Consider the following 18211-nt stretch of genomic DNA (forward strand, 5'->3'; position numbering starts at 1 on the left):
GATGACCGCAAGCTCCTCCGCCGAGGCCGCAATGGCTGCTCTGTCCCCAGCGCCGCGGCGCTCCCGCGAGACGCTGATCGCCGCCATCGCCTTCCTGCTCTTCGCGGCGCTGCCGCCGGTGGCGAGCGCGATGAACGACACCTTCCTCGTCTTCTTCGCGATCCGAGTGATGGTGTTCGCGATCGCCGCCGTCAGCCTCTCGCTGATCCTCGGCTTCGGCGCCCTGGTCAGCTTCGGTCATGCGGCCTATCTCGGCCTCGGCGCCTATTCGGTCGCGATCCTGGCCGAGCACGGCTATTGGGACGTGACGATATCCCTGCCGGTGACGCTGCTTGTCTGCGGCCTCTTCGCTGCCGTCACCGGCGCGATCAGCCTGAAGACCCGCGGCGTCTACTTCATCATGATCACCCTCGCCTTCGGGCAGATGGCCTATTACACGGCGACATCGCTCTCCGCCTATGGCGGCGACGACGGGCTGACCATGTGGGGACGCACGGAGATCTTCGGATCCTCCGTCCTCGGTGACAGGACGACTTTCTATTATGTCGTGCTCGGCGTCCTTTTGCTCAGCTACGTGGTTGCCCGGATGATCGTCGCATCGCGCTTCGGCCGCGTGCTGCAGGGCGCCAAGCAGAGCGAGATGCGCCTGCGCGCCATCGGCATCGATCCCTACTGGTACCGGCTCGTCGCCTATGTGATCGCCGGGATGATGGCCGGCCTCGCCGGCGCGCTGCTTGCCAACGCGGCGGAGTTCGTGTCGCCGGCCTACATGTCGTGGCACCGGTCGGGCGAACTCATCGTCATGGTTGTGCTGGGCGGCCTCGGCTCACTTGCGGGCTCCATCGTCGGCGCGGCGACCTTCCTCGTGCTGGAGGAGGTGCTGGCGCATTTCACCGAACACTGGCGGCTGATCTTCGGGCCGCTGCTCGTGCTGGTCGTGCTGTTCGGCAAGGGCGGTCTGACGGCAATGCTCGGGGGAGGACGCAAGAATGGCTGACCCGATCCTGCAGCTTCAGGACCTGACCAAGGCCTATGGTGCGCTCAAGGTCACCGATCACGTCTCGCTCGACGTGCTGCCCGGCGAGATCCACGCGGTGATCGGCCCGAACGGTGCCGGCAAGACGACACTGATCGGCCAGATCTCCGGTTCGCTGCGCCCCGACGGCGGCAGCATCCGCTTCGCCGGCGAGGATGTCACCCATCTGCCGATGCATGCGAGGGCGCGCGCGGGTCTCGCCCGCTCGTTCCAGATCACCGAGATTCTGCCCGCCTTCACGGCCCGCGAGAACGTGGCGCTGGCGCTGCAGGCGCGCCAGGGCCACTCCTTCCGCTTCCTGCGCAATGTCTCGCGCGACCGCGACCTCAACGAGCGGGCCCTCGCCTGCCTTGCCGAGCTCGGCCTTTCCCAACGCGCGGACCTGCCCGCCGGCATCCTGTCGCATGGCGAGAAGCGAGCGCTGGAGCTTGCCATCGCCATGGCCTGCGAACCGAAGCTGCTGCTTCTCGACGAGCCGATGGCCGGCACGGGACGCGAGGAGACAGACCGTCTGGTCGAGGTGCTCGGCCAGCTCAAGGGGCGATACGCCATGCTCCTGGTCGAACATGACATGAGCGCCGTCTTCGCGCTGGCCGACCGGATCTCGGTCCTCGTCTATGGACAGATCATCGAGACGGGCACCCCGGAGCAGATCCGCGCCAGCGCCAAGGTGCGGGAAGCCTATCTCGGCGAGGAGGCCGCCTGATGACCGATCTGCTGGAACTGGACGGCATCGAGGCCGCCTATGGCGCGGCAAAGGTGCTGTTCGGCATGAGCTTCACCGTCGGCACCGGCGAGGTCGTCACCCTCATGGGCCGCAACGGCATGGGCAAGACGACGACCATCCGCACGCTTATGGGGATGATGGCGGCGAGCAGCGGAAAGATCCGCTTTGAGGGTAAGGACGTGACCGGCGCGCCATCCTACCGTATCGCGCAGTGCGGGCTGGGTCTGGTTCCGGAAGGCCGGCAGGTGTTTCCGACGCTTTCGGTCGAGGAGAACCTGGTTGCCACCGCCGCAAACCGCTTCGGCGCGGCGCCTGGCTGGTCCCTGTCGCGGGTCTACGAGTTCTTTCCCCGATTGAAGGAGCGGCGCGCCAACATGGGCAACCAGCTCTCCGGCGGCGAGCAGCAGATGCTGGCCATCGGCCGGGCGCTGATGACAAACCCGAAGCTCCTCATTCTCGACGAGGCGACCGAGGGACTGGCGCCGCTGATCCGCGCCGAGATCTGGAGTTGCCTCGAGCGGCTCAAGAGCGAGGGACAGTCGATCCTCGTCGTCGACAAGAATGTCGAGGCGCTGGAGTCACTCGCCGACCGGCATGTGGTGGTCGAGAAGGGCCAGGTCGCCTGGAGCGGCACGAGCGCCGAGCTGAAGGCCGATCCGACGATCCGGGAGCGCTATCTCAGCGTGTGAAAATCGCAGACTTCAGCCAATGCGAGAGATCAGGGCGTCCCATCCGGCACCCTTGCGCGCAATGCATGGCCGCATCGCAAGCCCGTCCCGCAATTTCCTTGCGTCGGCGGTCCCGATCCCGTACCCCATCCTTCCGAACGAATAGTCATACGAACTGATCGAGGCGAGCATGCCGACTTACCGGTCCAGAACCACCACCCACGGACGCAACATGGCGGGCGCGCGCGGCCTTTGGCGCGCCACCGGCATGAAGGACGGAGATTTCGGCAAGCCGATCATTGCCGTGGTCAACTCCTTCACTCAGTTCGTTCCCGGCCATGTGCATCTGAAGGACCTCGGCCAGCTCGTTGCCCGCGAGATCGAGGCAGCCGGCGGTGTCGCCAAGGAGTTCAATACGATCGCCGTCGACGACGGCATCGCCATGGGCCATGACGGCATGCTCTATTCGCTGCCCTCGCGCGAGATCATCGCCGACAGCGTCGAATATATGGTCAATGCGCATTGTGCCGATGCCATGGTCTGCATCTCCAACTGCGACAAGATCACCCCCGGCATGCTGATGGCCGCCATGCGGCTCAACATCCCGGCGGTGTTCGTCTCGGGCGGACCGATGGAGGCCGGCAAGGTGCGGCTTGCCGACGGCAAGGAACGCCGTCTCGACCTTATCGATGCCATGGTGGCCGCCGCCGACGACAGTGTTTCGGACGAGGACGTCCAGGTCATCGAGCGCTCGGCCTGTCCGACCTGCGGCTCCTGCTCCGGCATGTTCACCGCCAACTCGATGAACTGCCTCACCGAGGCGCTCGGCCTGTCGCTGCCCGGCAACGGCTCGACCCTTGCCACCCACGCGGATCGCAAGCGCCTGTTCGTCGAAGCCGGCCACCTGATCGTCGACATCACCCGCCGTCACTACGAGCAGGACGATGCCAGCGTGCTGCCGCGTTCCATCGCCAACCGTCAGGCGTTCCACAACGCCATGTCGCTGGACATCGCCATGGGCGGTTCGACCAACACGGTGCTGCATCTGCTGGCGGCCGCCCGCGAGGGCGAGATCGACTTCACCATGGCCGATATCGACAAGCTGTCGCGCAAGGTTCCCGTACTCTGCAAGGTCGCCCCGTCCGTATCGCATGTCCATATGGAGGACGTGCACCGGGCCGGCGGCATCATGGGAATTCTCGGCGAACTCGACCGGGCCGGTCTGATCGATACCTCGCTGCCGATGGTCCATGCGGCGAGCGTCGCCGACGCCCTTGAACGCTGGGACGTGAAGCGCACCACCAGCCAGAGCGTCCACGACTTCTTCCGAGCCGGTCCGGCGGGTATCCCGAGCCAGACCGCCTTCTCGCAAGATTGCCGCTATGACAGTGTCGACACCGACCGCGAGACGGGCGTCATCCGCTCAAAGGAGCATGCCTATTCCCAGGACGGCGGCCTTGCGGTTCTCTACGGCAACATCGCTCGCGACGGCTGCATCGTGAAGACCGCCGGCGTCGACGACTCGATCCTCAAGTTCACCGGCCGCGTCCGCATTTTCGAGAGCCAGGACAGCGCCGTGAACGCCATCCTGACGGGCAAGATCGAGGCCGGAGACGTGGTGCTGATCGTCTACGAAGGACCGCGCGGCGGCCCCGGCATGCAGGAGATGCTCTACCCGACCAGCTACCTGAAGTCGAAAGGCCTCGGCAAGAAGTGCGCCCTCGTTACCGACGGACGCTTCTCCGGCGGCACGTCCGGCCTGTCGATCGGCCACGTTTCGCCGGAAGCGGCGGAGGGCGGCGAAATCGGCCTGGCGCAGGAAGGCGACACGCTCGAGATCGACATCCCGAACCGGACGATCCACCTCGCCGTCTCGGACGAGGAGATGGCGCGTCGACGGGCGGAGATGGAAGCCAGGGGCGCGGATGCCTGGAAGCCGAGAGAGAAGCGTACGCGCAAGATCTCCACGGCGCTGAAGGCCTATGCAATGCTTGCGACCTCCGCCGCAGAGGGCGCTGTGCGCCGGATCGACTGAGCCGCCAGTTGCTGAATACCAAAAAACCGGCCGCCCATTGGGCGGCCGATTTTATTTTGTGCGCATGAATACGGTGCCAACCATCTAAGGCACTTGCGCATCAGCGCGGTGCATCTTGCTGGCACCTGCGCATCAGCGCGGTGCGGCTCCTTGCTGGCACCTGCGCATCAGCGCGGTGCCATGCGGATTGCACCATCGAGACGGATCGTCTCGCCGTTCAGCATCGGGTTCTCGCAGATCGCCGCAACGAGGTCGGCATATTCCGACGGACGACCGAGGCGCGAGGGGAACGGTACCTGCTGGCCGAGCGAGTCCTGCACGTCCTGAGAAAGGCCCAGCAGCATCGGCGTCTCGAAGATGCCCGGTGCGATGGTCATGACGCGAATACCGGACTTCGACAGGTCACGGGCAATCGGCAACGTAGAGGCTGCGACACCGCCCTTGGAGGCGGCGTAAGCGACTTGGCCGATCTGGCCGTCGAATGCTGCCACCGAGGCCGTGGAGACGATGACGCCGCGCTCGCCATCGGCCGTGATCGGATCGAGTTCCACCATTGCCGTCGACGAATGGGCGATGCAGCGGAAGGTACCGACCAGATTGACGGCGATCACCTTCTCGAACATGTCCAGCGGGTGCGGTTCGCCGCGCGACGTGGTCTTGGCCACCGGTGCGATGCCCGCGCAGTTGACGAGAATACGCTCGACACCGAAATGCCCGCGAGCGGCGGCAAAGCCGGCCTTGACGCTGTCGTTGCTGGTCACGTCCACCGCGACGAAGGCGCCGCCGATCTCCTTGGCGATCGCCTCGCCCTGCTCCACATTCATGTCGAACAGCGTGACGTTGACACCGGCAGCCGCCAGACGGCGAGCGGTTGCAGCCCCGAGCCCCGACGCACCACCCGTTACGACGGCGGCAATTCCCTGCCCAAGCTTCATGTTCACTCCCTGATTGCATCGGAGCGCCGCGCACTCCCTGACCGTTTTGGTGAGCAACAGGTGGCAGGAAGCAGACGGGCGGTCAAGCGCCTGAAAACCATGACCTAACGTCACGTCGACCCCGGAGGATCGTTCGCCCGTCAGGGAGTGATCACCATGCCTTCCCGCCCGACCACGACGCCCGGATGCCGGTGCGCGGCCTGCTCGCCGATCGCATCCAGAGCATCGTCCGACCGTCGCGGGTCGTGGTGATGCAGAACAAGCTGCGAGACCCCGGCCTCCAGGGCCAGTTCCACTCCCTTCTGCCAGGTGGAGTGTCCCCAGCCGACGTAACGGGGATATTCCTCATCCGTATACATGGCGTCGTAGATCATGACGTCCGCGCCCTCGACGAAACGGCGCACGGCGCGATCGATCTCCGCATCGCCATGCTCGTGGTCGGTGATCACGCAGATCGTCTTGCCGCCGTAGGCGATCCGATAACCTGTCGCTCCGCCCGGATGGTTGAGGGCAATCGTCGTCAGGCGGGCCGCCCCCTTGCGCTCGACCTCGCCGCCGGCCCGGAAATTGCGAAACGTCACGGCGCGCAACGTATTGGCGGCAACGGGAAAGATCGGTGGCGACATGATCCGGCAGATGATGTCCATCAGTCCGGAACTGTCGGCGAAGTGCCCGGCCCAGGCATTGATGGAGAACCGGTCGTCATAGGCAGGGGTAAAGAAGGGCAGTCCGCAGATATGATCGAGATGGGTATGTGTGAAGAAAAGATCATACTCGGCAGGCGGACGGGCATGCATTTCCAGACCCAGATTGCGCGCACCGGAGCCGCAGTCGATCAGGAAGGTGTCATCGCCGGCATGGATCTCGAAACAGGTCGTCTCGCCGCCGTAGCGGAGCGTCGAGGGGCCCGGCGTCGGCGTCGAACCGCGCACGCCCCACAGCTTCAGCGAAAGGGTCACAGAAAGGCCATCCCCGTCTTCACGCCGTAGCACCCGAGGACTGCAATGCGACAAGATCCTGCGTGGTGCGGTCCAGGCGTTTCGCAAGCGTTCGCATCACTTCAAGCGACATATCCGGGAACTCCTTGAGGAGACGGAGGAAATCGTCCTTCGAGACGGTCAGGACGTCCATCTCCCTGATGGCTACGACCGTGGCCGTGCGGGGAACGTCGCACAGGATCGCGATCTCGCCAACTATGGAATTCTCGCCGAGCCTGGCGACCGTGCGCTCGCCGTCAGGCGTGTTCACCCGCACTTCCACCTCTCCTTCCAGGATGATGAAGGCAGAATCGCCGTCATCCCCCTGGTCGCACAGATGCTCGCCGGGCGCGAAGCGGGAGCGATCGGAGATGAAGGCCAGGAGCCTCAGCTTGGTTGCATCGATGCCGCGAAACAGCGGCACGCGCCGCAACGCATCGACTTCCGCGTCAAGGGTCACGTGTCCTCCTTCGGGAGTTCGACCGGCTGTACGCCGGGCGCCTCCGCATTCAGGTTCGGGAATTTCGCGCAAGGATATCGGTGCTTCATGACGCACCTTCCTCGTCGACGATACGTCCCTGTTGCATGACGATACTATGGGGGAATTCCGCCGCCACGTTCAAATTCGGCGCCCCGAACAGCAGCATTCGCCCATCGAGCGCCTTGCGAAGGGATGCGCGCAGGGCCCGGTCATCTTCGCTGCCGCTGCTCACGGTATCGTCGAGAATGGTGATGGCAGCGTTCTTCATCAGCGCCCGCACCAGCGCGACGCGGCGCCGCTGCCCGGTGGAGAGGCGCGACCCGGCGACGCCGACATGGAAATCGAGGCCCGCGCGCACGATCGGCCGGCGCAGATCCATCTCATCGACAATGGTGCGGATCAGGCCGTCGATCTTTTCGCGGGCATCGCGCCGGTCGACACGCGGGCGACCGAACAGCAGATTGTCCTCGATCGACATGGGAGCGATGAACTTGTCCCTGTCGAACACCACGAAGCGACTCTGGTCGCCATTGAGACGCGTGTGGAAGGCGGCACGTGCGGCAACGATCTCCGCTCGAATATCATCGTCGACCACACCGAGGCGATGCCGCGCCGGGATCAGCTTGAATGCCAGGCCGATCAGCCGCTCCTTGTCCGGATCGCGCAACTGGCCCTTGCCCGTTTCCGAGCGGGCGGCACGCACGATGCGATCGAACTCCGGCAACTCGTCGGGTGTGATGAACGAGTAGTCCCCGAGCAGGCCCGAATCGTCGCTGACATTGGCGAAGAGTTCGACCATGGTGCCGGCGATCTTCAGACCGATCTCGACCAGCCGATCCCGCAATCCGGTCTCCCGAAGCGCCGCGGCGACGTCGGGATCGGCAGCCAGGGTGTCGATCCCCAAAGCCGGATCGACCGGCATCGCAAAAAGCAGGTTCTCGGCCACCGTAGCCGAATTGTTGAACTTGCCGACATCCCAAAGCTCGACCATGGCAGCCAGCCGACCGTCGCCGGCCACCCGATCGGCGAGCGCCCGGCGGACCATCAGCACCCGCTCGGCGAACTCCGGATACCGTGCCGGATCGATCGGAGACTGCAGGCCCATCCGGAACACATCCGCGGCAAGGCCCGTCATTTCGATCAGTTCGAGAGCGCGCGCGTCGAGCGCATCGACCGATTCGACGCCCGCCGCCTCCAGGTCCTCCCACTCGGCCTCCACGTCATAGTCCGGGTTCTGGGTGGCTTGCGCCTCCACCAGCCTGCGGGCGTGTTGTGCCTTCTCGCTTCCTGTCCGCTCGGGCGGGCGCAAGGGGCGATGACGCAGACCGTAGACGATGTTGTCGCGCACCGTGCCGGTCCATACATGCACCGACGGTCCGACGAAGGCGATCTGTCGCCCAAGCACGGCCTCGCTCAAGTTGTCGAGGTTCTGACCGCCGATCTCCACGCGCCCGCTCGTGGCGCCGAGCAGCCCCGCGGCCAGTTGCAGAACCTCGGAGCGCCCGGATCCGTCCGGGCCGACCACGGCGGCATGGGCGCCCTCCGGCACCGTCAGCGACACGTCGAAGACCTCCTGCCCCGCCGCCCCGCCGGAGAAACTGACGCCGCGCATCACGAGATCTCCGGACAGACGCATCCCCTCCGCCTCGCCGGTCAGCCGGGTCACCGGATAGATGTCCGCGGGATCGAAATTCTCCACGACGGTCTGGTACTTCACGTCCACATCGGCGACCATCTGGTAATAGGCCAGCAGTTCTTTCCAGGGTCCGGCAAGATCCTTGTAAGCCGCGATCACCGCCAGCAGCGCACCGATGGACAGATCCCCCTCGATCACCAGCCAGCCGCCGATCAGGTAAAACAGGAACGGGGTCAACTGGTTCATGAAGTTGTTCAAAAACTTGATAAAATACTTCCAATTGAAGATCTGGAATCTGATCTTGTAGTTTGCGTAGAGCCTGTCTGACAGATCCGCCGAGTGCCAGGCGGATGCATCATTGGCATGGATTTCGGAAACACCGCCAATGCTCTCACCGATCTTGTCGGCGATCACCCGAACATTGCGCACGCGCTTGCGCGACAGCACGATGACCTTGCGCTGCAGCTTCGGGATCACATAGGCCTGCATGGGATAGGAGGAGACTGCGGCCAATCCGAGCAGCGGGTCCTGCATGAAGATGAAGCCGATCTGGACCGCCAGCATGCCGCCCTGATAGGCGGGCAGGGCCACGGCTTCGCCGATGAAACCGCCGACATCCTCCACTTCCGAGGTGATCATCGGAATGATCTCGCCGGAACTGACCTTCTTGAAGTGCGGCAGACGAAACCGAAGGACGCGCTGGAACAGTTCGAAGCGCAGCCGGCGCAGCATGCGCTCGCCCAGTCGCCCCTTGTAGACATTCAGGGCGAGCTTGATGCCATTCGACAGCACCACCAGTCCAAGAAACGCGAGGCAGAGAATGACCAGATAGGACAACTGGTCGAATTCCAAGCCCCACAGATCTCGGGGAAAATTCTCTCCCTGGATGGCGTCGTTGACGATGAGCTTGGGCAGTTCCAGCAGCACATAGGTGACCGGATAAGCTATCACCGTGATCAGCAGGATCGTCATCTGCTGAGGGGCACTGTATCGCCAGATGAATTTGAAAAGGCTTTTTTCCATGATCAATCGCGGTATCGTGTCGCGGGCCTGTTTCAACATCCGGCGCGTTTCCCGCGCATCATAACGTGGAGCGCCAAAACCGCCACAAGTAACAAGAGCCCCCGCCCTTGCATCCTCACCAATCGGAAGCTAGAGAAGGACGGACGATGGGGGAGCGTGGTCGTGCCGCAGTACCGACGCGCTGACCGAATGGGTAGGCATGACCAATAGCGCCCCGAAAGTGCTGATCTACAGCCATGACTCCTTCGGGCTCGGTCACCTGCGACGGTGCCGGACAATAGCACACGCCCTCACCCGCCGGTTTACCGACATGTCGGTGCTGATTCTGTCCGGCTCTCCGATCATCGGCAGCTTCGAATTCCGCTCCCGCGTCGACTTCGTCCGGATTCCCGGCGTCATCAAGTTGCGCAACGGGGAATACACGCCGCTGTCGCTGTCGCTCAATATCGAGCATATCCTGGCGATCCGGACCTCCATCATCGAGCATACGGCGAACGTCTTCGATCCGGACATCCTGATCGTCGACAAGGAGCCCTTGGGGCTGCGCGGCGAGATCCTCGGCACGCTCGAAATGCTGAAGGAGCGCGGCAACACCCGCCTGATCCTCGGCCTGCGCGACGTGATGGACGATCCGACGGTGCTGCGCGAGGAGTGGACGCGCAAGAATGTCGATCCGGCGCTGGAGCGCCTTTACGACGAGATCTGGATCTATGGCCCGCCGGACCTGCACGATCCGCTGGCCGGCATGGGCCTGTCTCCCAATGTCCATGCCAAGGCAGTGAACACCGGCTACCTGCGGCGCGATGTGCCTGCCGATGCCCGCATCACCGAGCCCCTCCCCTTCGACGACGAGCCCTATATTCTGGTCACGCCAGGTGGCGGCGGCGACGGTGTCGAACTGGTCGACTGGGTCATGCGGGCCTACGAGTCGCGCGCTCAACCCCTGTTCCCGGCGCTGATCGTGCTCGGCCCCTTCATGCCCGCCCAGGCGGCAGCGGAATTCCAGGCCCGTGCCGAGAACCTGCGCGACGTTCACATCCTGCGCTTCCTGCCGACGATCGAACCCTATATGGCCGGAGCCAAGGCAATTGTCGGGATGGGCGGCTACAACACGTTCTGTGAGATCCTGTCCTTCGACAAGCCGACGCTGCTCGTACCTCGCGTGGTTCCCCGCCGCGAGCAGTCGATCCGGGCCACCCGAGCCGAAACCATCGGCCTGCTGCGGGTTCTGCCGATCGACGACTATCCGGATGTCGACAAGATGATCGATGCCCTGGTCGAACTGCCCTGGCTTGCGCCTCCCTCGACCGCCGGAATAGACAATCTGCTCGGCGGGCTCGACGTGATCGGCGACCGGGTCGAGCGGATCCTCGCGGAACGCGCCGCCCCCCTCAGGGAACTGGCGGCCGTCCGCGCCTGACGCCCCGGCCAGCAACCCGCCACGGCACGCCTATCAGTCGCGCCCTGCTTTCAGGACTCTTGCCACGCATGTCTCGTATCGCCGTCGTCGTCAAAGGCTATCCACGTCTGTCGGAGACCTTCATCGCGCAGGAGATCCTCGGCCTCGAGCGCCGGGGCATCGGCCAGTTGATCGTGGCGCTGCGCCAGCCCTACGACCCCTTCATTCATGAGGTGCACCGGCAGATTTCCGCGGAAGTCCTGTATCTTCCCGAATATGTGAAGGACGACCCCGCACGTGTCGCCAGGGCGAAACGCTGGGCGGCGCGGCAGCCGACCTACGAGGCCGCCCACGCCCTGTTCATGGCGGACTTTGCCCGCGAGCCGAACGCCAACCGCCAGCGCCGTTGGGCCCAGGCCTGCGTCTTTGCGCATGAACTCCCCCAGGACGTCGTCTGGATCCATACCCACTACCTGCATACGCCCTGTTCGGTCTCACGCTATGCGGCTCATCTTTCGGGACGCGGTTGGTCGTTCTCCGCCCATGCCAAGGACATCTGGACCAGCGAGGAGTGGGATCTCAGGGTGAAGCTGGACGACGCCGCCTGGGGTGTCACCTGCACCCGCGTCAATCTGGACTATCTGAGGTCCTTGTCCGCGCGGCCGGACAAGCTGGACCTGGTCTATCACGGGCTTGATTTCTCACCCTTCCCAAGCCGGCAGGCCTACGGCACCGGCGATGGCGCACAAGGCGACCCGGTCCGCATCCTCTCCGTCGGCCGGGCGGTGGAAAAGAAGGGATATGACGACCTGCTGAAGGCGCTCGCCCGGTTGCCGGCGGGGCTCGATTGGCATTTCGAGCATATCGGCGGCGGCGAACAGGCAAAGCGCCTGGCCGAACTGGCGCAGAGCCTCGGCGTGTCGGACCGTGTCACCTGGCACGGGGCGCGGCCACGCGAGGATGTGATCGCGGCGGCAGGGCGCGCGGACCTTTTCGTCCTCGCCTCGAAAGTGGCGAAGTCCGGCGACCGGGACGGCCTGCCCAACGTCCTGATGGAAGCACAGGCGATGGGCCTGTGCTGCCTCGCCACCGACGTCTCGGCGATCCCCGAACTCATCCGCGATGGCGAGACGGGAGCCCTGGTGCCGCCGGGAGATGTCGCGGCCCTCAGCGCGGCGCTGGCGGAGCTGATCGGAGATCCCGCGAGACGGGAGCGTCTCGGACGGGCGGCGTCGAGCGACGTCCGTCGGCGTTTTTCCACAGATCCGGGCATCGACCGGCTGGCGGCTCGCTTTGCTCCCCTGCTCCAGGATCGGGCCCGCGCCTCGTAAGGTGGAAGGAAGACCGCCATGCGCATCGCCTTCACCGCCCCGATGAAGCCTCTCGACGATCCGGTGCCCTCCGGCGACCGGACTATGGGGCGGTTGATCGTGAAGGCACTCGAGGCGGCCGGGCACGAGGTCGAGACCGCCACCCGATTCCGCGCCTGGCGGGCGACCGGCGGCGTCGACACACAAAAGGAGGTGGAGCGGGCCGCCCTTGCCGAAGCCGAGCACTTGGCGGGCGCCTGGCGATCGCGCGGTTACCGGCCCGACCTGTTCCTGACCTATCACCTTTACCACAAGGCCCCCGACTGGATCGGGCCGGCCATCGCGGCAGAGTTCGGCATTCCCTATGTCGTCGTCGAGGCAAGCCGCGCGCCGAAGCGCAGGACCGGCGAGTGGGCCCACGGCTTTGCCGCCGCCGACACGGCGCTCGCCCGCGCCGACATGGTGGCGGCGCTGCACCGGGCGGATCGCCAGTGCCTCGCCGACGTCGTTCCTCCGCACCGGCTTGCCGTGCTTGCCCCCTTCATCGATGCCGCCCCCTTCCTGCGAGCCGAGCGCAAGCCCCGGCACACCGGCGAGCCGCTGCGACTGCTCGCCATCGGCATGATGCGCGAGGGGGCAAAGCTCGCCTCCTATCGTGTGCTCGCCGAAGCGCTGGACCGGCTCCCGGCCAGCCTCCGCTTCACCCTCACCATTGCCGGCGACGGCCCGGGCCGTGCCGAGGTCGAGGCGCTTCTCTCCCGCCATCCGGTCACCTTCACGGGCACCCTTGCACCGGAGGACATTCCCGCTCTTTGCGCCGCACATGACATCTTCGTCTGGCCGGCGATCCGCGAGGCTTTCGGCCTCGTCTTCCTGGAAGCGCAGGCGGCCGGCCTTGCCATCGTCGGCGGTGATACGTTCGGGGTGCCCGACATCGTCACTCATGGCCGAACGGGCCTGCTGTCTGCCGAGGGAGACGCTGTCGCCTTTGCCGCCAACCTCGCCGCTCTGCTCTCCCACCCAGAACGCGCGGCGGCAATGGGGGCGGCGGCGCGAGGCCACATCCGCGCCGATCACGACCTGGCAAGCGGCGCCGGACGTCTCGACGCCCTCCTGAGCCGAGCCTTGCGCAACTTCGCCGGCCGCGCTACCGCTTCGCCGCAATGACACGATCCGCCTTCATCCATGTCCAGCACCTGCTCGGCACCGGCCATGCGCTGCGTGCCGCAGCCATCGGCCGCGCCCTTGCCGCGCGCGACATATCGGTGACGCTGGCCACCGGCAATCACCTGCCGCCGCTGCTGGACACGTCCGGTCTGAAGATCGTCCAACTGCCCCCTGTCCGGGCGCTCGATGCCCGCTTCAAGACCTTCCTGACGCCGGATGGGCAGGAAATTGACCAGGAGTGGAAGGAGGCCCGCACAAAGGCGACGCTGGACGCCTTTCGGGCCCGGCCGTTCGACCTGCTGCTGACCGAAACCTGGCCCTTCGGACGGCGCCCCTTCGCATTCGAGATGCAAAATCTGGTCGATGCCGCCAGGGCGCTGCCGCGCCCTCCGCTGATTGTCGCGTCGGTCCGCGATATTCTCGTGCGCAAGCAGGAGATCTGGAAGGAGGAGGAGATGGCCGAGCGGGCGCTGGCTGCCTACGATCTCGTCCTCGTCCATTCCGATCCGGCCTTCATCCGGCTGGAGGACAGCTTTCCCTTCACCGATCGCGTCGCGCATCTGCTGCGCTACACCGGCTTCGCCGAGACCGGTTCCGACAGCCCGCAAGCACCCGGCGACGACGGCCGGGACGAGGTCATCGTCTCCTGCGGCGGCGGCGCCGTGGGGATCGAGCTTCTCAAGGCGGCGCTTGCGGCGCGCACCCTTTCCCGATGCGCGGGCGACTGCCGCTGGCGGCTGCTCGCCGGCCACGACATCGACACGACCACCCTCGCCGCCCTCGCCGGCCAGGCCGGCGACGGGATAGTGGTCGAACGGGCGCGCAGGGACTTCCCCTCGCTGCTTTCGCGGGCGCGCCTCTCGATCAGCCAGGCCGGCTACAACACCGTGCTCGACATTCTCCGGGCCGGGGTGCCCAGCGTCCTCGTGCCGTTCGCGCAGATCAAGGAGACCGAGCAGCAGCAGCGGGCCGACGCCCTGGTGCGGCATGGCCGCGCCGTTGCCATTCCCGAAAAAACGCTGACGCCGGCCGCACTGGCACAAGCGGCCGACGAGGCGATCACCCTGCCCCGCCGTGACATCGCGGTTCGCTTCGGGGGCGCCGAGGCGGCAGCCGACATCCTGGCGCAGGCCCTCGAGGCACGCGGATGAGGGGGGCTGCCATGGGCGACGATCCCGACTTTCCGGCCTATCGCGACAGTCTCAATCGCCATCTCGATTGGTTCGCGGAGCGCGGCCTGGCGGTGCCCGTCTGGTGGCGCGACGATGATGCGGTGGAGCCGACGCCGGCGCTGGAGCGGTTGCTCCGGATCGCCAACACCTGCGAGATCGAGGTCGCGCTTGCCGTCATTCCGGCGAATGCGACCGAAGCCCTTGCCGGGCGGCTCGCCGGCGAGCGCTTCGCGTCCGTCCTGCAGCATGGCTACGAGCACCGCAATTTTCAGGACAAGTCGCGAGGCGAGAAGGCGGCGGAGTTCGGCCGGCGCCGCGATCCGGACGAGGCGATCGCGCTGATCAGACGCGGCAGGCAGCGGCTGGACGAACTGTTCGGCGCGCGCTTCGTTCCGATCATGGTGCCGCCGTGGAACCGGATCGCGCCGCGCATCTCCGCCCGCCTCGGCGAGGCCGGGCTTCACGGTCTGTCGACCTTCACCCAGTTCCATCCGCGCGCGCTCGTCCAGGTGCAGACGCATGTGGACATGATCAAGTGGAAGAAGGAGCGCCGTTTCATCGGCTGGCGGTCGGCGTCCTTGCGCTTCGACTACCATCTGGCGCGGCGGCGCACCAATGCGTCGGAGCCGCTCGGCATCCTCTCCCATCACCTCGCGCAGACCGACGCCTGCTTCGAGTTTCTGGAGAGGACCTTCGCCCTCCTGCGGGCGCATCCCGGCGCCCGCCTTACCCGCATCTCGGACCTGCTCGACGAAGAGCGTGCGGCCCGCGGCCTTGCTGCCGTCAGCCGGCCGGCCGGAGCAACCTGAGCCGCCAGGTGACGTTCTTCTTGTCCGAGGTCAGTCGGTAGTCGTCGAGCACTTCCCAGTCCGGCCCGTCGGTCGCCTCCCACAGGCGGGCGATCAGGCGGTTGGCGCCCGACTCCAGTCGCTTGGGCGAGTACATCGACACGGCGATGACCCCGTCCGGCGCCAGGAACGGCACATAGCGCGCCACGGCGGCGGCCGGATCGTCGGAAAAGTGCAGCACCTCGTTGAAGACGATGGCGGAGAACACCTCGTCCTTCTCCGGCGCGAACGTGTGCAGGTCGCCCGCGCGCAGCGAAGCGATCTCGGGATCCACATTGGCGATGCCGAGCGCTGCCGGCGCCAGATCGACGCCGACATAGCGGCGGATGCCCATCGGCTGCAGCCGCTCGTACAGCAGCCCCTCGCCGCAACCGATATCCAGCACCTTGTCGAGCGATCCGTTCAGCGCCAGCCACATGCCGATGATGCCGTAGCGGCCGCTCTCCGGCAGGTCGCGCAGGAAAGACCAGCGCCCGCGCCGATACTCCTCGTCCCAGCCATCGGCGGTCGATGCGTTCTTGGACATGCCTTGTCTTCCTGTTTGCCGGCCTGTCGACCGGTCTGTCAACGCCCCCCGGAAGCCGGCGCCGAAGCGCCGGCCTGCCTACGGCCGGACATCACTTATACGGGTCGGCGGCGTCACGCAAACCATCGCCAAGGAAATTGAACGCGAGCACCACGATGATGATCGGGACAACCGGCGCCATCAGCCAGGGATAGATGACGACGACGGAGATATCCTGAGCCTCGTTGAGCAGCACGCCCCAGGAGACCGCCGGACGGCGCAGCCCGAGGTTGAGATAGGAGAGTGCCGTCTCGCCGAGGATCATCGCCGGGATCGACAGGGATGCGGAGGCGATGATGTGGCTGGTGAAGCCCGGCAGCAGGTGCTTGCGAATGACCCGCGAGGGCGTTGCCCCCATCAGCAGCGCCGCCTTGGCATATTCCTCCTCGCGCAGCGCCAGCAGCTTCGAGCGGACAGCGCGGGCAAGACCCGGCCAGTCGAGCAGCCCGAGGATCACCGTGATGCCGAGATAGATCCACACCGGCGACCAGGTCACCGGCAGGGCCGCCGACAGTGCCATCCAGAGCGGCAGTTCGGGCAAGGACCGCAGGATCTCGATCAGCCGCTGGATGGCGCTGTCGATCAGGCCACCGAAGAAGCCGGCGATCCCGCCAAAGAACAGGCCGAGCACGATGGAAATCGTCACGCCGACAAGGCCGACCGTCAGCGACAGCCTGGCCCCATAGATCAGTCCCGACAGCACATCGCGGCCCAGCCGGTCGGTGCCGAGCAGATAGAACGTCCCCCCTTCGGCCGGACAGACCAGATGGAAGCTTGCATCGAACAGGCCCCAGAACCGGTATTTCGAACCGAAACAGAGGAAGCGCAGCGGTTGCACGTCCTGGCGGTCTTCCGTGTAGACCCAGCGCACGGTCTCAAGGTCGACCTCCGCCTTCAGCCCATAGACGAAAGGCCCGACGAAGGAGCCTTCGTGGAACAGGCGCAGCGTCTGCGGCGGCGCGTAGAGATGGTCGTTGGAGCGCTGGTTCGGCGCGTAGGGGGCGATAATTTCCGCAAAGGGAACACAGAGATAGAACAGGATCAGGATCACGCCCGACCACACCGCGAGGCGGTGTCGTCGGAACTTCCACCACATGATCTGCCATTGCGAGGCCTGGTAATAGCGCTCCTGCGCCGGTGACAGCGTCTCCATCTCCGAAGGGTTGAAGGCCTCCGGGTTGACGTAGTGTTCGCTCTCGCTGCGCATGCTCATCACCCCTTCCTCCCGAACCGGATGCGCGGATCGAGCACCGCCAGCAGCAGATCGGAGACGAGCATGCCGATCAGCGTCAGCACCGCGACGAAGAGCAGGATGAAGCCCGCAAGGAACTGATCCTGCGATTGCAGCGCGTTGAGCAGAACCGGTCCGACGGTCGGAAGGTTCAGCACCACCGACACGATCACCGAACCGGACACGAGCGAGGGGATCAGGTTGCCGATGTCGGCGATGAAGGGATTGAGCGCCATGCGCAGCGGATATTTCACCAAGAGGCGCGGCTCGCTCATCCCCTTGGCCCGCGCCGTCGTCACATACTGCCTGTGCAACTCGTCGAGCAGGTTCGCCCGCAGCCGCCGGATCATCGCCGCCGTTCCCGCCGTGCCGATGACGATCGTCGGCACGATCAGATGCGCCAGGACCGACAGCGCCTTCCCCACGCTCCAGGGCTGCCCGATATATTCGGGCGCCATCAGCCCGCCCACCGACAGGCCGAACCAGAGGTTGGCGAAGTAGAGCATGATCAGGCCGAGCAGGAAGTTCGGGGTCGCCAGACCGATATAGCCGATGAAGGTGAACCCGTAGTCGCCCCAGGAATATTGCCGGGTCGCGGAATAGATGCCGATCGGAAACGACACGACATAGACGAAGAGAATGGTCGCGGCGTTGAGCACGATGGTCAGCGGCAGGGTCGGCCCCACCACTTCGGCAACCGGCTTCTCATACTCGAAGGACCAGCCCCAGTTGCCCTGCAGCAGGCCGTCGAAACCGTGCACGCCGGGCCACAGGCCGATCCAGATCAGGTAGCGTTCCAGGAAGGGCCGGTCGAGCGCGAACTCCGCCCGCAGAAACTCGAGCTTGGCGATCGACGCGCTCTCGCCGGTCGCCCGCAGCGCCGCGATCTGATTGGAGATGTAGTCACCAGCCGGAAGCTCGATGATGACGAAGGTCAGCAGACTGATCACGAAAAGCGTCGGGATCATCGTCAGCACCCGGCGCAGGATATAGTAGAGCAT

General features: G+C 65.5%; 16 protein-coding genes. 9 read left to right on the forward strand and 7 right to left on the reverse strand.

Annotated features, from left to right (window positions below; all coding sequences use genetic code 11):
- The first annotated feature begins 1 nt into the window (after position 1).
- The 4 genes from TSB10GB4_RS06725 (at position 2) to ilvD (ending at position 4466) form a co-directional block, all read left to right on the forward strand.
- Entirely contained in the window at positions 2-997 is a 996-nt protein-coding gene (locus TSB10GB4_RS06725) for a branched-chain amino acid ABC transporter permease (protein ID WP_186395099.1), read from the forward strand.
- Complete coding sequence (locus TSB10GB4_RS06730) at positions 990-1742, forward strand: ABC transporter ATP-binding protein (RefSeq protein ID WP_186395100.1); 753 nt, start codon at positions 990-992, stop codon at positions 1740-1742. The genes TSB10GB4_RS06725 and TSB10GB4_RS06730 overlap by 8 nt, the downstream gene beginning before the upstream one ends.
- Positions 1742-2452, forward strand: a complete 711-nt coding sequence (locus TSB10GB4_RS06735) for an ABC transporter ATP-binding protein (RefSeq protein ID WP_186395101.1) — start codon at positions 1742-1744, stop codon at positions 2450-2452. The genes TSB10GB4_RS06730 and TSB10GB4_RS06735 overlap by 1 nt, the downstream gene beginning before the upstream one ends.
- 169 nt (positions 2453-2621) lie before the next feature.
- On the forward strand, positions 2622-4466 hold the full coding sequence (gene ilvD / locus TSB10GB4_RS06740; RefSeq protein WP_186395102.1) for a dihydroxy-acid dehydratase: 1845 nt from the start codon (positions 2622-2624) through the stop codon (positions 4464-4466).
- A 167-nt stretch (positions 4467-4633) separates the two neighbouring features.
- On the opposite strand, the gene TSB10GB4_RS06745 is transcribed toward ilvD, so the two are convergent.
- The 4 genes from TSB10GB4_RS06745 to TSB10GB4_RS06760 all read right to left on the reverse strand — a co-directional run bounded on the left by TSB10GB4_RS06745 (position 4634) and on the right by TSB10GB4_RS06760 (position 9467).
- Positions 4634-5401 carry an SDR family NAD(P)-dependent oxidoreductase gene (locus TSB10GB4_RS06745; protein WP_186395103.1) on the reverse strand — a complete coding sequence of 256 codons (768 nt, stop codon included), beginning with the start codon at positions 5399-5401 and terminating at the stop codon, positions 4634-4636.
- A gap of 140 nt (positions 5402-5541) precedes the next feature.
- Complete coding sequence (locus TSB10GB4_RS06750; RefSeq protein ID WP_208984525.1) at positions 5542-6360, reverse strand: MBL fold metallo-hydrolase; 819 nt, start codon at positions 6358-6360, stop codon at positions 5542-5544.
- A gap of 19 nt (positions 6361-6379) precedes the next feature.
- Complete coding sequence (locus tag TSB10GB4_RS06755) at positions 6380-6838, reverse strand: cyclic nucleotide-binding domain-containing protein (protein ID WP_186395104.1); 459 nt, start codon at positions 6836-6838, stop codon at positions 6380-6382.
- 85 nt (positions 6839-6923) lie between these two features.
- The gene (locus TSB10GB4_RS06760) at positions 6924-9467 is read right to left on the reverse strand and encodes an ATP-binding cassette domain-containing protein (protein WP_208984527.1); all 2544 of its coding nucleotides are present in this window, start codon (positions 9465-9467) and stop codon (positions 6924-6926) included.
- A 250-nt stretch (positions 9468-9717) separates the two neighbouring features.
- Between TSB10GB4_RS06760 and TSB10GB4_RS06765 the strand changes: the two genes are divergently transcribed.
- From TSB10GB4_RS06765 to TSB10GB4_RS06785, 5 genes are all read left to right on the forward strand, one after another.
- Positions 9718-10938 (forward strand): glycosyltransferase family protein, encoded by a 1221-nt coding sequence (locus TSB10GB4_RS06765; protein ID WP_186389941.1) that lies wholly within the window; start codon positions 9718-9720, stop codon positions 10936-10938.
- Between the two features lie 68 nt (positions 10939-11006).
- Positions 11007-12248: a glycosyltransferase family 4 protein gene (locus tag TSB10GB4_RS06770; protein WP_186395105.1), complete on the forward strand. Its 1242-nt coding sequence runs from the start codon at positions 11007-11009 to the stop codon at positions 12246-12248.
- An 18-nt stretch (positions 12249-12266) separates the two neighbouring features.
- Positions 12267-13394 carry a glycosyltransferase family 4 protein gene (locus tag TSB10GB4_RS06775; RefSeq protein ID WP_186395106.1) on the forward strand — a complete coding sequence of 376 codons (1128 nt, stop codon included), beginning with the start codon at positions 12267-12269 and terminating at the stop codon, positions 13392-13394.
- Positions 13391-14545, forward strand: a complete 1155-nt coding sequence (locus TSB10GB4_RS06780) for a glycosyltransferase family protein (RefSeq protein ID WP_186395107.1) — start codon at positions 13391-13393, stop codon at positions 14543-14545. The genes TSB10GB4_RS06775 and TSB10GB4_RS06780 overlap by 4 nt, the downstream gene beginning before the upstream one ends.
- Before the next feature lie 11 nt (positions 14546-14556).
- Positions 14557-15375, forward strand: coding sequence for a polysaccharide deacetylase family protein (locus TSB10GB4_RS06785; RefSeq protein ID WP_186395108.1), 819 nt, complete (start codon positions 14557-14559; stop codon positions 15373-15375).
- Here TSB10GB4_RS06785 and TSB10GB4_RS06790 read toward each other — a convergent pair.
- The 3 genes from TSB10GB4_RS06790 to TSB10GB4_RS06800 all read right to left on the reverse strand — a co-directional run bounded on the left by TSB10GB4_RS06790 (position 15350) and on the right by TSB10GB4_RS06800 (position 18211).
- Positions 15350-15940, reverse strand: a complete 591-nt coding sequence (locus TSB10GB4_RS06790) for a trans-aconitate 2-methyltransferase (protein ID WP_186389945.1) — start codon at positions 15938-15940, stop codon at positions 15350-15352. The genes TSB10GB4_RS06785 and TSB10GB4_RS06790 overlap by 26 nt on opposite strands.
- A gap of 91 nt (positions 15941-16031) precedes the next feature.
- The gene (locus TSB10GB4_RS06795) at positions 16032-17192 is read right to left on the reverse strand and encodes an ABC transporter permease (protein WP_186389946.1); all 1161 of its coding nucleotides are present in this window, start codon (positions 17190-17192) and stop codon (positions 16032-16034) included.
- Positions 17192-18211, reverse strand: coding sequence for an ABC transporter permease (locus TSB10GB4_RS06800; protein WP_186389947.1), 1020 nt, complete (start codon positions 18209-18211; stop codon positions 17192-17194). Before TSB10GB4_RS06800 ends, TSB10GB4_RS06795 begins: the two co-directional genes overlap by 1 nt.

It is taken from the genome of Stappia sp. TSB10GB4 (assembly GCF_900185745.1).
Taxonomy (GTDB): Bacteria; Pseudomonadota; Alphaproteobacteria; order Rhizobiales; family Stappiaceae; genus Stappia.

What these genes read in the sequence shown, in the direction of transcription:
- TSB10GB4_RS06725 (WP_186395099.1), top strand. Translation starts at nt 2, where the DNA reads ATGACCGCAAGCTCCTCCGCCGAGGCCGCAATGGCTGCTCTGTCCCCA.
- TSB10GB4_RS06730 (WP_186395100.1), top strand. Translation starts at nt 990, where the DNA reads ATGGCTGACCCGATCCTGCAGCTTCAGGACCTGACCAAGGCCTATGGT.
- TSB10GB4_RS06735 (WP_186395101.1), top strand. Translation starts at nt 1,742, where the DNA reads ATGACCGATCTGCTGGAACTGGACGGCATCGAGGCCGCCTATGGCGCG.
- ilvD (WP_186395102.1), top strand. Translation starts at nt 2,622, where the DNA reads ATGCCGACTTACCGGTCCAGAACCACCACCCACGGACGCAACATGGCG.
- TSB10GB4_RS06745 (WP_186395103.1), bottom strand. Translation starts at nt 5,401, where the DNA reads ATGAAGCTTGGGCAGGGAATTGCCGCCGTCGTAACGGGTGGTGCGTCG.
- TSB10GB4_RS06760 (WP_208984527.1), bottom strand. Translation starts at nt 9,467, where the DNA reads ATGACGATCCTGCTGATCACGGTGATAGCTTATCCGGTCACCTATGTG.
- TSB10GB4_RS06765 (WP_186389941.1), top strand. Translation starts at nt 9,718, where the DNA reads ATGACCAATAGCGCCCCGAAAGTGCTGATCTACAGCCATGACTCCTTC.
- TSB10GB4_RS06770 (WP_186395105.1), top strand. Translation starts at nt 11,007, where the DNA reads ATGTCTCGTATCGCCGTCGTCGTCAAAGGCTATCCACGTCTGTCGGAG.
- TSB10GB4_RS06775 (WP_186395106.1), top strand. Translation starts at nt 12,267, where the DNA reads ATGCGCATCGCCTTCACCGCCCCGATGAAGCCTCTCGACGATCCGGTG.
- TSB10GB4_RS06780 (WP_186395107.1), top strand. Translation starts at nt 13,391, where the DNA reads ATGACACGATCCGCCTTCATCCATGTCCAGCACCTGCTCGGCACCGGC.
- TSB10GB4_RS06785 (WP_186395108.1), top strand. Translation starts at nt 14,557, where the DNA reads ATGGGCGACGATCCCGACTTTCCGGCCTATCGCGACAGTCTCAATCGC.
- TSB10GB4_RS06790 (WP_186389945.1), bottom strand. Translation starts at nt 15,940, where the DNA reads ATGTCCAAGAACGCATCGACCGCCGATGGCTGGGACGAGGAGTATCGG.
- TSB10GB4_RS06795 (WP_186389946.1), bottom strand. Translation starts at nt 17,192, where the DNA reads ATGAGCATGCGCAGCGAGAGCGAACACTACGTCAACCCGGAGGCCTTC.
- TSB10GB4_RS06800 (WP_186389947.1), bottom strand. Translation starts at nt 18,211, where the DNA reads ATGCTCTACTATATCCTGCGCCGGGTGCTGACGATGATCCCGACGCTT.